This is a genomic window from Arthrobacter sp. Helios, from assembly GCF_023167125.1.
GTDB classification, from domain to species: domain Bacteria; phylum Actinomycetota; class Actinomycetes; order Actinomycetales; family Micrococcaceae; genus Arthrobacter_B; species Arthrobacter_B luteolus.
Genome location: NZ_CP095402.1, coordinates 244,317 through 257,743 on the forward strand (window position 1 = coordinate 244,317; position 13,427 = coordinate 257,743).

The 13,427-nt window shown below is 67.3% G+C and carries 8 protein-coding genes and 1 pseudogene; 5 read left to right on the forward strand and 4 right to left on the reverse strand.

The features are described 5' to 3' along the window. Positions 1–69: 69 nt before the first annotated feature. From ArtHe_RS01110 to ArtHe_RS01120, 3 genes are all read right to left on the reverse strand, one after another. Positions 70–1,395: a PLP-dependent aminotransferase family protein gene (locus ArtHe_RS01110; protein WP_248318368.1), complete on the reverse strand. Its 1,326-nt coding sequence runs from the start codon at positions 1,393–1,395 to the stop codon at positions 70–72. A 3-nt stretch (positions 1,396–1,398) separates the two neighbouring features. Then, positions 1,399–2,580 carry a M24 family metallopeptidase gene (locus ArtHe_RS01115; protein WP_248318369.1) on the reverse strand — a complete coding sequence of 394 codons (1,182 nt, stop codon included), beginning with the start codon at positions 2,578–2,580 and terminating at the stop codon, positions 1,399–1,401. 96 nt (positions 2,581–2,676) lie between these two features. Further along, entirely contained in the window at positions 2,677–3,633 is a 957-nt protein-coding gene (locus ArtHe_RS01120) for a D-2-hydroxyacid dehydrogenase (RefSeq protein ID WP_248318370.1), read from the reverse strand. A gap of 92 nt (positions 3,634–3,725) precedes the next feature. On the opposite strand from ArtHe_RS01120, the gene ArtHe_RS01125 reads away from it, so the two are divergent. The 4 genes from ArtHe_RS01125 (at position 3,726) to ArtHe_RS01140 (ending at position 11,229) form a co-directional block, all read left to right on the forward strand. Next, a complete protein-coding gene (locus ArtHe_RS01125) occupies positions 3,726–5,045 on the forward strand; it encodes an aminotransferase class III-fold pyridoxal phosphate-dependent enzyme (protein ID WP_248318371.1) in 1,320 nt (439 codons plus the stop codon). Continuing rightward, positions 5,042–8,173: an FAD-binding and (Fe-S)-binding domain-containing protein gene (locus ArtHe_RS01130; protein ID WP_248318372.1), complete on the forward strand. Its 3,132-nt coding sequence runs from the start codon at positions 5,042–5,044 to the stop codon at positions 8,171–8,173. Before ArtHe_RS01125 ends, ArtHe_RS01130 begins: the two co-directional genes overlap by 4 nt. Further along, on the forward strand, positions 8,170–9,654 hold the full coding sequence (locus ArtHe_RS01135; protein WP_248318373.1) for an NAD-dependent succinate-semialdehyde dehydrogenase: 1,485 nt from the start codon (positions 8,170–8,172) through the stop codon (positions 9,652–9,654). Before ArtHe_RS01130 ends, ArtHe_RS01135 begins: the two co-directional genes overlap by 4 nt. A 123-nt stretch (positions 9,655–9,777) precedes the next feature. Further along, positions 9,778–11,229: an MFS transporter gene (locus ArtHe_RS01140; protein WP_248318374.1), complete on the forward strand. Its 1,452-nt coding sequence runs from the start codon at positions 9,778–9,780 to the stop codon at positions 11,227–11,229. Between the two features lie 27 nt (positions 11,230–11,256). On the opposite strand, the pseudogene ArtHe_RS01145 reads toward ArtHe_RS01140, so the two are convergent. Further along, positions 11,257–11,495 (reverse strand): annotated as a pseudogene (locus tag ArtHe_RS01145) (transposase); the annotation flags it as partial. A gap of 762 nt (positions 11,496–12,257) precedes the next feature. On the opposite strand from ArtHe_RS01145, the gene dcm reads away from it, so the two are divergent. Further along, the gene (gene dcm / locus ArtHe_RS01150) at positions 12,258–13,427 is read left to right on the forward strand and encodes a DNA (cytosine-5-)-methyltransferase (protein WP_248318375.1); all 1,170 of its coding nucleotides are present in this window, start codon (positions 12,258–12,260) and stop codon (positions 13,425–13,427) included.

Consider the following 13,427-nt stretch of genomic DNA (forward strand, 5'->3'; position numbering starts at 1 on the left):
ACTGCCCCTCTACCGGTGACTGCCCCGCGAGCGGTGACGGTGACTGCCCCGACAGATCAGGCTGGGCAGTCACGGCGCTCCGCCGTCGCGCATTCCGCCGCCGCCCAGCCCAGCCTCACCCAGCGACGCCAGCTCCCGGTCCATCGCCCGGCGGAGCCGGATAATGCCTTCCTCCGCCCGCTCCGGAGTGGTGGAGGCGAAGCAGAGCCGCAGGGCGTCGTCGAACTTTCCGCTCGCCGACAGCGCCGGCCCGGGGATGAAAGCGACGCCCTCGGCAAGAGCAGTCTCGAACAGTTTCTGCGTGGAGATCTGGGCGTCCTCGCCCTGCAGGGTGAGCCAGAGAAAGAAGCCGCCCTCCGGATCGGTAGTGGTGATCCGGTTGCCGAGGTGGCGGTGCAGGTTCTCCTGCATGGCGTCCTTGCGGCGCTTGTACTCCACGCGCAGCCCGGCGAGGTGGTTGTCCAGGCCGCCGCGGCGGATGAACTCGGCCACCACGTGCTGGGCTGGGACGTTGGTGCAGGTGTCCATGGCCTGCTTGGCGTTGATGACCAGCTGGCGGACCGCGGGATCGGTATCCACCCAGCCCACGCGCAGGCCCGGGGCCAGGATCTTGGAGAAGGTGCGGACGGAGAAGAGCAGCGGGTCGCCGGGGCTCAGCGCCTGCAGCGACGGCAGATCCTCGCCCTGGAAACGCAGCAGCCCGTACGGATCGTCGTCGATGATGACGGCGTTCCACTCGTGCGCGAGCTCGAGCAGCCGCTGCCGGCGCGGCAGGGACAGGGTCACGCCGGAAGGGTTCTGGAAGTTGGGAATGGTGTAGATGGCTTTGGGAGTGCGGCCGGCGGCGGCCACGAGCTCCGGCAGTGCCTCCACGATCAGGCCGTCCTGGTCCACGGGAACTTCCAGCAGCTCGGCGCCGTAGCTCAGGGCGGTGGCGCTGCCGTTGGTGTAGGTGGGGCTTTCCACGATCACGAGGTCGCCGGGGTTGATGAAGATCTTGCAGGCCAGGTCCAGGCCCTGCATGCCGCCGGCGGTGATGGTGATCCGTTCGGGGTCCACAGGATCCGAGGTGCCGGCCAGGTAATCCACCAGGGCGTTGAGCAGTACCGGTTCGCCCTCGGTGGCGCCGTAGGTCAGGGAGCTGTGGTCCAGGACCTGCGCGTTGATGTCGCGGAATTCCTCCAGCGGCACCGCCTCATCCGCGGGTGAGCCCATGGCGAAGCGGACAATGTCATGGGTCTGCGAGGCCAGCAGCGAGGTGCTGGAATCGATCACGGAACCGACCAGTCCCGCGGCGCGGTCCGCCAGCGGCAGGGCGGGCCGGGCGCTGGTGGCCCGGGCGTCGCCGGCCCGGGCGCTGGTGGTGGAGGAAGCGGCAAAGGAGTTCAGGGTCATGGGCTAGCTGCCTTTCTGGAGCAGTTCCCGCGGGAAGCTGGTGAGGGGTTCCACGCCGTCGGAGCTGACGCGGATTGATTCGGAGAGTTCGTAGCCGTAGTTATCCATCCACATACCGCCGATCAGATGGAAGGTCATGTTTTCCGCCAGGACGGTCTCGTCCTCGGAGCGGAGCGAGATGGTGCGTTCGCCCCAGTCCGGCGGGTAGCCGATGCCGATCGAATAGCCGATCCGGGACGGCTTTTCCAGGCCGTATTTGGCCAGCGTCCGGTTCCAGGTCCGGGCGAGCTCGTGCACAGGGACGCCGGGCTGGACTTCGGTGAGGACGGCGTCCAGTCCGTCGGCGACGGCGTCGGCCAGTTTTGCGAGCCGGTCCGACGGCGGCCCCAGCACCACGGTGCGGGCCAGCGGCGCGTGATAGCGGTGGTAGGCACCGGCGAGTTCCACCACCACGGCCTGTCCGGCCTCGAACCTCTCCTCGCTCCAGGTCAGGTGCGGGGTGTCCGCCGCCTCGCCGGTGGGCAGCATCGGCACGATCGCGGGGTAGTCCCCGCCGGTGCCGTCCACCCCGGCAATCTGTGCCGAGCTGATGGCGGCAGCGGCGTCGCACTGGCGGACGCCGACGGCGATGCTCTCGACGGCCGCTTCCATGGCACCGTTGCAGATCCGGGCGGCCTTGCGTATCAGCTCAAGCTCGGCAGGGGACTTGACCGCGCGGACCCAGTTCACCAGTTCGAAGCAGTCCACCAGCGTCCATTCCGGCACGGCGTTGACCAGGGAACGGTAGGCCTTGGGGGAGAAGAAGTGCGAGTCCATTTCCAGGCCCACGCAGCCCGCGGCCGCCGGGGCGATCAGGTGGCGCTCGCGGAGGGCGAAGGCTACCCAGTCAAAGGGGTGCAGGTGCGGGCGGTGCACATACCGCTCCGGGTAGCCCACAATGTTCTCCGGCGGCAGCCAGCTGGTGCGGGTCGCGCCGCCGGCGTCCATTTCGCGGGTGAACAGCAGCATGGGCCCGTCCGCGGGCACGAAGAGCACCTGCGGTGTGTAGAAGGACCAGGCGTTGTATCCGGTGAGGTAGTAGAGATTGGCCGGGTCGGTCACCAGCAGGGCGGAAAGCCCCTGCCGCGCCATCCGCGCGCGGACCCCGGCGAGCCGGGCATCGTATTCCTCTTGGCTGAACAGCAAGCGGGCACCTCCACATAGTTGTTGGTTTGACCTCGACGACGGTGGCGAGGCTGGAGCTGAGTCGGACCTTAGAGACTTAGAAAACTGAGTATGCGCTTATCTGCTGCTCACGTAGCCGCGCTGCTTGTCCACCACATTGGCCAAGTCCCCGCCGGCTGTCCAGCGTTCCAGGTTGTCCTGGAACTGCCGGGCGAGCGCGTCGCGCCAGCCGACGACGTCGCCGCACATGTGAGCGGACAGGTGGACGTTCTCAAGGCCCCAGAAGGGATGGGACACCGGCAGCGGCTCTTCGCGGAACACGTCCAGCGACGCGGCGGCGATCTGCCCCCGGCGCAGCGCCTGGAGCAGTGCGTCTTCGTCCACCAGGGCACCGCGGCCGACGTTAATAAGGTGCGCGCTGGGCTGCATGGCGGCCAGGACGACGTCGTCCACCAGATCGCGGGTCTGTTCGGTGAGCGGGGCGGCCAGGACCACGTGGTCTGCCCAGCCCGCGTGCTCGGCGAGATCCGAGCTGGCCACGACCGTGCCGAAGTCCGGATCCTGCTCCCGCGGGGTCCGTCCCACACCGCGCACCTCCAGGCCCACGGCCCGCAGGAGCCGGGCCGTGGCACGGCCGATTCCGCCGGTGCCGACCACCAGCGCCCGCGATCCTGCGGTGCGGGTCAGCTCGCGGTGCTTCCAGACCGAGTCCTGCTGCAGCCGCTTGCTCAGGTGCAGCTGCTTGTTGTGCGCCAGGATTGAGGCCAGCACGAACTCGGCGATCGGCTGGTCGAACGTGCCGTGCGCGTTGGTGACCACTACATCGGAGGACCGCAGCTCCTCGAACAGCATGGCGTCCACCCCGGCCGCGGCCACATGCACCCACTTCAGCGCGTCGGCGTGTGGCCAGGCGTCGCGGAGCGCGGAGGAGAAGAAGTCCCAGAGGAACAGGATGTCGGCGCCAGCAACGGCCCGGGGAAGGCCCCCGGCGTCGGTCACGGTCACGTCCGCCAAGGCCTCGAGGGCGTCCAGATTGAAGGGAAGGGCCACGCCCTGGGCGGAAAGTAGAACCACCCGCGGTCTGCTCACAGTGTTACTCACGCCACAACCGTATCCCTATTGCAGGATTGTTGACAATAGACAGATGTGACCTGCATCATAACGGCATGACTTCCCTCAGCCCCGCCCTCAAGCAAGCAACCCCGGTGATCGTGGACCATGCCCTTGGCAGCTGGATCCATGGGACCGATGGCAAGGCCTACCTGGACTTCACCACGGGAATCGGCGTCACCAGCACCGGGCACTGCCACCCGAAGGTGGTGGCCGCCGCCCGCGAGCAGGTCGGCAAGATCATCCACGCGCAGTACACCACCGTGATGCACAAACCGCTGCTCGAGCTGACCGAGAAACTCGGCGAGGTCCTCCCCGCCGGCCTGGACTCCGTCTTCTACGCCAACTCAGGCTCCGAAGCCGTGGAAGCCGCGGTCCGGCTGGCCCGCATGGCCACCGGCCGGCCCAACATCGTGGTCTTCCAGGGCGGGTTCCACGGCCGCACCGTTGCTGCCGCCTCCCTGACGACGGCGGGCACCAAGTTCTCCGCCGGCTTCGCCCCGCTGATGGCCGGCGTCCACATGTCCGCCTTCCCCTACGCCTACCGCTACGGCTGGGAAGAAGACGTGGCCGTGGAATTTGCGCTGCAGGAACTCGACTACCTGATGCAGACCCGCACCGATCCGAAGGACACCGCGGCGTTCCTCATCGAGCCCGCGCTCGGCGATGGCGGCTACCTGCCCACCCCGCCCGCGTTTATGGAGGGACTGCGGGAGCGGGCGGACAAATTCGGCATCCAGCTGATCTTCGACGAGGTCCAGGCCGGGGTGGGCCGCACCGGAAAGTTCTGGGGCCACCAGTACTCCAGTGCCACGCCCGACATTCTCATCACGGCCAAGGGCATCGCCTCCGGCTTCCCGATTTCCGCCATCGCCGCGTCCACCGAGACCATGTCCAAGGCCTGGCCCGGTTCGCAGGGCGGAACCTACGGCGGCAACGCCGTGTCCGCTGCCGCCGGCGTCGCCACCCTGGAAGTGGTGCAGGAGGAAGGCCTGGTGGAAAACTCGCGGGTCCGCGGCGAACAGCTGCAGGCCGGGCTGCGGGAGATTCAGGAACGTTTCCCGGTCATCGGTGACGTCCGCGGGCGCGGGCTGATGCAGGGGATCGAGTTCACCGCCGACGACGGCGCCCCGGACGCCGCGACCGCCGCCGCGGTGCAGCAGGCCACCACGGACCAGGGCCTGCTGACGCTGACCTGCGGCCCGGCCGGCAACGTGGTCCGGCTGATCCCGGCGCTGGTGGTCACCGCCGAGGAAATCGGCCTGGGCTTGGAACGCTTCGAAGCCGCTGTCGCAGCCGTGGTTGGTGCTGTTCCGGCCGCTGCCACGACTGCAACCACGGCCGCAACCACGGCAGCAACCACGGAGCGCCGATGACAAAAACCGGCATCGCAGCCCCGTCCGCAGCTCCGGCTGGCGGACCAGACAGCGGGGGGCTGCTGGCGGCGCTGGCCTCGGCAGGCGTCCCGGTCGATTCGTCACCTCGGCGGCTGGCCGAGTACTCCTACGACGCGTCCAACTACCGGGTCCCGCCGCTGGCCGTGGTGTTCCCGCGGTCGGTGGACGACGTCGTCGCGGTCCTGGCCGTGTGCCGGGAGACTGGCACGCCGCTGGTTCCCCGGGGCGGCGGCACCTCCATGGCCGGCAACGCCATCGGGCCCGGGGTTGTCCTGGACTTTTCCCGGCACCTGAACCGCATCCACGCCATCGACGAGGCCGCGGGCACCGTCGCCGTGGACCCCGGCGTGGTGCTGGCGGTCCTATCCCTCGAGGTGGAGCAGGCCACCGGCAACCGCTTCACGTTCGCGCCCGATCCGTCGTCGAAGAACCGCGCCACCGTGGGCGGAGCGCTGGGCAACGACGCCTGCGGCAACCACTCCGTGCGCTACGGCCGCACCTCGGACCATGTGGCGGAGATCGACGTCGTTACGGCCGACGGCGCCCGGCTCACCGCCACTGCCGCTGGACTGCAGGCGACCGACCCGGCGGACAGTTTTTCTGAACGGCGTGCTGCGGCGCTGGCCGCGGGACTGCGGGAACTGGCGCACGCCAACCTGGCGGACTTCCGGGTGGAACTCGGCCGGATCCAGCGCCAGGTATCCGGTTATCACCTGGCCAACCTGCTGCCGGAACACGGCTTCAACGTGGCCCGGGCGCTGGTGGGTTCCGAGGGGACCTGCGCGGTGATTGTCGGCGCGCGGATGAAGCTGGTGCCCAAACCGGCCAGCGCACTGCTGGTCTGCCTCGGCTACGCGGACGTGGTGGAGGCCGCCCGGGACATTGAAACCATCCTGGAATTTTCCCCGGCGGCGGTGGAGGGGATCGACGAAGCCATTGTGGACACGATGCGCTTCCGCCGCGGTGCCGGTTCGGTGACCGGCCTGCCCGCGGGCAAGGCCTGGCTGTATGTGGACCTCGACGGCGACGATCCCGCCTCCGTGCAGGCCGCGGCGGACCGGCTGCTGGCCAGGCTGCAGGAAAACGGCCGGCTGATCGAGGGCCGGCCGGTGCCCGACGCCGTGGAGCGGGCCTCGCTCTGGCGTGTCCGGGAAGACGGCGCCGGGCTGTCCTCCCGGCTGTCCACCGGCGGTGAGTCCTGGCCCGGGTGGGAGGATTCCGCCGTCGCACCGGAAAAACTTGCCGATTACCTGGCCGACTTCCGAAACCTGCTGGATCAGTACGGGCTGCAGGGCGTGATGTACGGGCACTTCGGGGCCGGCTGTATGCACATCCGGATCACCTACGATCTGCGCACCGCGGCCGGACGGGACGTGTTCCGGGCGTTCTCCGCCGACGCCGCCCGGCTGGTCGTGCAGCACGGCGGCTCGCTCTCCGGAGAACACGGCGACGGGCGGGCCCGGTCCGCACTGCTGCCGCTGATGTACTCGCCGCGCCTGCTTACGGCCTTCGCTGCCTACCGCCGGCTGTGGGACCCGGCCGGGATCCTGAATCCCGGATCGCTGACCGATCCGGATCCGATCGACGCGCACCTGGCGCTGGGCGGGGTGCCCGCACGGGAATGGCGCACCAGCTTCGACCTGCGCCCGCTGCATTCCGGGGGTGGGTCGAGTGTGGAGACTGATGATCCTGCTGCCGGGGCCAGTGGTGCTGCCGCAAGCGGCGGGGGAAACAATATTGATCCGTTTGTCCATGCGGTGCAGAGCTGTATCGGCGTGGGCCGCTGCCGCACCGATGCCGGCGGCGTGATGTGCCCCAGTTACCGGGCCACCCGGGATGAGAAGGATTCCACCCGGGGCCGGGCTCGCGTGCTGCAGGACATGGTCCGCGGCGCCCGCACTGTGCAGGAGGGCTGGAAATCCGAGGAGGTCCGCGAGGCCCTGGACCTTTGCCTGTCCTGCAAGGCCTGCTCCAGTGACTGTCCCACCGGTGTGGACATGGCGACGTACAAGTCGGAGTTCTTTGACCACTATTACCGTGGCCGGCTCCGTCCGCTCTCGCACTTCTCGCTCGGCTGGCTGCCGCGCTGGCTGAAACTCACGGGCCGGGTGGCACCGCTGGTCAACGCCGTACTCGCGACGCCGCTGGGCAAGCTCGCCGCGAAGCTGGGCGGACTCACCACCGAACGCTCCCTGCCCCGGTTCGCCGGAGCGGGGGAGTGGCGGGCTGGGGTCGCGGCTGCCGGGGTGGAGATGCCCCGGCGGGCCGGTGGACGAGCCCGGAGCCGGGCTGGCGGACGGGCTGGTCGGCCGGCAGATGCCGGTGCAGCACCCGGCCAGACGACCCCGAACCTTGGCGACGGCATCGTCCTCTTCGTGGACACCTTCACCCGCGGTTTCCGCCCCGAGGTCGCCGGTGCCGCGGCCCGTGTGCTGGCCGGCGCGGGGGAACGGACGGAATGCTCCGCGGACGCCTGCTGCGGCCTGACCTGGATCTCCACCGGCCAGCTCGACACAGCCAAGAAGCTCCTGGCCAACGCCGCGCAGGTGCTGGATGACGGCACCGACCGGCCCATCGTCGTCGTCGAGCCCAGCTGTGCCGCCGCGCTCCGGAAGGACCTGCCGGAGCTGGTCCCCACCGACCAGGCCCGCCGGGTCGCCGCCCGGGTCCGCAGCTTCGCAGCGCACGTGGGAGAGCTGTCCGCGGCTGGCTGGACGCCGTCGCCCGCGCAGCCCCTCCCGGAACAGGTGGTGCTGCAGACGCACTGCCACGAATACTCCGTTTTTGGTGCCGGAAGGCAGAAAACCGCGCTGGCCGCCGTCGGGGTTCCCACCGTGGTGGACGCGACCGGCTGCTGCGGCGTTGCCGGGAACTTCGGCTTCGAAAAGGAGCACTTCGACGTGAGCATGCAGGTGGCCGAGCAGGCCCTCGCCCCGGCGATGCGGGACACCGGCGCGGACACCGTAATCCTCACCGACGGCTTCTCCTGCGCCATGCAGGTCAACCAGCTCGACGCCGCTCGGCCCGCAACCCATCTGGCCCAGCTCCTCGATCCGGGGCCAGCCACAGACAGAACTTCCACAGACAGAGAAAGAGAAACCGCATGACAACCCAAACCAACACCCGCACCTCGCAGCAGGCCCTCGACGCGATCGCCAAGGTTTCCACCGGCCTGTTCATCGACGGGCAGTGGGCCGACGCCGCCTCCGGTGCCCGGTTCGACGTCGTGAATCCCGCTACTGAGGAGGTCATCGCCACGGTGGCCGACGGCGGTCCGGAGGACGCCCAGCGTGCGATCGAAACTGCCGGCCGGGTGCAGAAGGAATGGGCTGCCACCGCTCCCCGGGAGCGCAGCGAGATCCTGCGCCGCGCCTATGACCTGATCATGGCCCGGCAGGACGAGCTGGCGCTGATCATGACCACCGAAATGGGCAAGCCGCTCGCCGAAGCCAAGGGGGAAGTGGCGTACGCGGCCGAGTTCTTCCGCTGGTTCTCCGAGGAAGCTGTGCGCATCGGCGGGGACCTCACCACCACCGGCGACGGCAAGAACCGGATCCTGGTCTCGAAGGAACCCGTGGGACCGTGTGTGCTGGTCACGCCGTGGAACTTCCCGCTGGCCATGGGCACCCGCAAGATCGGCCCGGCCATCGCTGCCGGCTGCACCATGGTGTTCAAACCTGCCAACCTGACTCCGCTGTCCTCGCTGGCGCTGGTGGACATCCTGGTCGAGGCCGGGCTGCCCGCCGGGGTGCTGAACGTGGTGCCCACGTCAAAGGCCTCCGCGGTGGTGTCGCCGTGGATGTCCAGCGGGATCGCCCGGAAGGTCAGTTTCACCGGGTCCACCGGCGTTGGGGTCCGGCTGCTGGAGCAGGCAGCGCAGCATGTGATGCGCTCCTCGATGGAGCTGGGCGGGAACGCGCCTTTCATCGTGTTCGAGGACGCAGATCTGGACCGCGCGGTGGACGGTGCCGTGGCCGCGAAGATGCGCAACATGGGCGAGGCCTGCACCGCGGCCAACCGGATGTTTGTGCAGCGGCCAGTGGCGGATGAGTTCGCCCGCCGGCTCGCCGCCCGCCTGAGCGCACTATCGGTGGGCAACGGCGCGGAGCCGGGCACCGACGTCGGGCCCCTGGTGGAGGAGAAGGCACTCACCAAGGTGCAGGAACTGGTGGACGACGCCGTCGCCAAGGGCGCCGAAGTGGTCTGCGGCGGGTCGCGGCCGGAGGGGCCCGGCTACTTCTACACCCCGACGGTCCTCTCCGGAGTCAGCCCCGACTCGGACCTGATGAGCGAGGAAATTTTCGGGCCGGTGGCGCCCGTGGTCCCGTTCGACACCGAGGAGGAAGTCACCCGGCTGGCCAACGACACCCCGTGGGGGCTGGTCGGCTACCTGTTCACGCAGGACGTGGACCGCGGGTTCCGGATGGGCGATGCGCTGGAGGTCGGCATGGTGGGGCTCAACACCGGGATCGTCTCCAATCCGGCGGCACCGTTCGGCGGGATCAAGGCCTCCGGCCTGGGCCGTGAAGGCGGGCGCGTGGGGATCGAGGAGTTCCTTGAGACCAAGTACCTGGCCGTACCCCGGTAAGCCCGGCTGCCCGGGCTGCTGTTGCGGGACTGATTTTGAGCGTGATGGGGAGCGGCACACCGGCCGGATTCCCGAACTTGGCACCACCCTTGCTAGCCAAACCACTCACTAAAGGACAAACCCATGACCACCAGTTCACAGCCCACGCAAGGCAGGCACCCGGAACCGCAGGCGGTGCCGGGCTCCGAGCCCAGCACCGCTGAAGGTAAACGTTCGCTCCATCGGTCCATCCTGGGCGCGGCGCTTGGCAACGCCGTCGAGTGGTTCGACTACGGCGTCTACGGCTACCTGACCATTTATATGGCGGTGAACTTCTTCGGTTCCACGGAGGGCGACGGCGGCCTGGGGGTCACGCTGACACTCGCCACCCTGGCGCTGTCCTTCCTGGTCCGGCCGCTGGGCGGGCTGATCCTCGGCCCGCTGGGGGACAAGGTGGGCCGGCAGAAGGTCATGGTGCTCACCGTGACCATGATGACGCTGGCCACCGGCGCGATCGGGCTGCTGCCGACGCTGGAGACCGTGGGCCTGCTGGCTCCGGTGCTGCTGCTGATCTGCCGCCTGGTGCAGGGTTTCTCCGCCGGCGGTGAGTACGGCGGGGCTGCAGTGTACATGGCGGAGTCTGCGCCGGATAAGCGCCGCGGGTTCTTCGGCTCCTTCCTGGAGTTCGGCACCACGGTGGGCTTCATCATGGCCGCGATTGTCTGCACCACGCTGATCGCGCTTGTGGGGGACTCGGGCATGGAGGCCGGCTGGTGGCGGCTGCCGTTCCTGCTGACCATCCCGCTGGGCCTGACCGCCCTCTGGATCCGGACCCGGCTGACCGAGGCTGCTGTCTACACTGAGGCGTCGGAGCACGAGGAAACCACCAAGTCGCCGCTGCGGACCGTGCTGCGGAACAACTGGCGGCAGCTGCTGATTGTGGCCGGGTTTGTGGTGCTGCTGAATGTGGCGTTCTACCTGATCCTCGGCTACATGCCGACCTACCTGAGCGGGCAGCTGGGGCACAGTACCGCGCAGGGCAACTGGATGCTGGTGGCGGTGATGGCGTTGATGCTGGTGGCGATTCCGCCGGTGGGTGCGTTGTCGGACCGGATTGGCCGCAAGCCGCTGCTGCTCGCGGCCGCTGTCGGGTACACGGTGTTGTCCGTGCCGGCGATTGCGCTGCTGGGCATGGAGAACCTGGTGCTGCAGTTCATCGGCCTGGGTGTGCTGGGCTTCCTGCTGGTGATCCTGGTGTCTTCGGTGTCCTCCACGCTTCCGGCACTGTTCCCGACCGCGGTCCGTTATACGGGCTTCGCTATCGCCTACAACTTCTCCACCGCGTTCTTCGCCGGTCCGTCGCAGACCATCGCTAACCAGCTGATCGAAACCACCGGCAACCAGCTGGTCCCCGGCTGGTACATGGCGATTGCCGGCGTCATCGGCCTGATCAGCATCCTCTGCATGCGGGAAACCGCCCAGGCCACGCTGCGCGGCGAGGAGCTTCCCGGCGTTCCGGAGTCTGTGGGGCTGCCGAAGCGCGAGTACGTGGAGCTGAACCGGGCGGATGCTGAGGAGCGGCGGGTTTCGGCCTAGGGGGGTTAGGCGGAAGTCGAGGTACGTGATCCTGCGCATCGCCAGCCACGACAGGTAACCCACGGTTGCCCCGCCTGAGCCACTGAGACGGGCAGGGCACCGATGGTCGCAGGTTGATCCACGACAACCAGGACCTTCCCATGGCCGGCGAGCTTGGAGAGGACGTCCCTGATCATGGTTTCCTCCTGCGGGAGGGCCTTGTCGTAGAGCTTCTTCCCGGCCCGGTTCAGCACTACCGTTTGATGGCGAGTCTTGCCGACGTCCAGGCCAAGGGAAACGCGATACTCTCTTACTCCAAGACATGGTTGCCCCCGGTAGCTCGTGCCGAGACTGACGTGTCTGCTGGTCAGGGCGTCAGGAAGTCGCATCCACGTTACTGAGGACCCAACGTCTTGCCCCCGTTAGCGGTCAACCCGCCGCTAAGCCGGTTCCCGTCGCAACACCGCCAGATCATGGATGACTGGGGCAAAAACCATGCCGGAACCGACCGGCCAACACACCCATACCTTGCATCAGGAACGGGCTACGAAAAAGGTAACGGGGGATTGCCGGCGAACATGGTCGGCCTTTGCCGTAGCTGCCACGCCTACGAGTCCAGAATCGAAGACAAAAGTCGGGGAATTCCCAGCGGAATGATGTGGTTGAGATCCGATCCGGCGACGGGGAGCGGATGCACGCGGTCGAAGCTGACCTGTTGCCATCGGAGCGGAGGGGCCTTACAAGGCGACATCGTGACCCCATGTCGGCCCGGGGTTCTTTGCCAGCTCGCCGACTCACTGTTGGCCGGCGTCCGACGCAACCTCGATGTCCTAGCCTGGACCCCGGACCGATCTTTGATCCTCTGACGCCCTGCAGGCGTTGGAATCTTGGTCGGCCCCACTACATTGGGCGAGACAGGCAGTGCCGGCCCCAACGCTCACTGGGGGTTTTATGCGGTGCGCCTATGGCGCGCCCGACAGCCCGGAATCGACTGCGATTGATAGGCTGTGTCAGATCCAAATGACTAATCGACCCCAAGGAACCACTCTATGACCGGCCAGACCTACCGCATGGGCGAGTTGTTCAGTGGCCCTGGTGGCATGGCACTCGGTGCCCGACTCGCTGCCCAAGCCGTCCCAGGCATTGAGCTCCAGCACGCGTGGGCTAACGACTACGATTTGGATACCTGTAAGACCTACCGGCGAAACGTCCTCGTGCCGGAGTATGGCGACGACGCCAAAGTCGTTGAGTCTTCGGCAGACCTCCCAGTGGCAGGCGGGGGCGTCGTCCACCAGAATGTTCACCAGCTCGATATTGACGGGCTCGGTGAGGTCGACGGGTTTGCCTTTGGATTCCCTTGCAACGACTACAGTCTGGTCGGCGAATGGAAAGGCCTGAGCGGCGAGTACGGCCCGCTGTACACGTATGGAGTGCGGGTCCTCGCATCAAAGCAACCCAAGTGGTTCGTTGCAGAGAATGTGTCTGGACTCCGTGGCGCGAACGAGGGTAACGCCTTCAAGCAGATTCTTGAACATCTTCAGGCACCCGACGACGGTCCGCGCTACCGTATCGTCCCCCATCTATATTCATTCGATGAGTACGGAGTTCCGCAACGGCGGCAACGCATCGTCATCGTTGGAATTCGCGAAGATCTTGATGTGGAGTTCCGAGTACCCTCGCCTGAGATTTACAACGGCGTCGACGTTACCGCGAAGTCTGCCCTTACTATCCCGCCGATTGCGTTGGATGCCCCCAACCATGAGTTCGCGCGTCAATCCAAGCAGGTTGCCGAGCGTCTTAGTTACTTGGAGCCGGGCGAGAATGCGTTCTCCCCTCGAGCTCTCCAAGTGATGCCTGAGCGGCTCCACATCAACACGCGCACGACAATTAGTACGACCTACAAACGGTTGGAGCCGGACAAGCCTTCGTACACGGTGACGGGTGCCGGTGGCGGCGGATCGTACGTGTACCACTGGACACTCAACCGTGCCTTGACCAACCGCGAGAAGGCGCGTCTCCAATCCTTCCCTGACGACTTCGTCTTCGAGGGTCTCAAAGACAGTGTGCGCAAGCAGATTGGTATGGCAGTTCCGGTAAAGGGTGCTGAAGCAATCTTCACCGCACTCTTCAAGTCTTTCGCTGGGATTCCGTATCCATCAATCGAGCCGAATATCGAGGTTGCAAAAGTTCTTTCGATGGGACCGATGACCGCGGCCTAG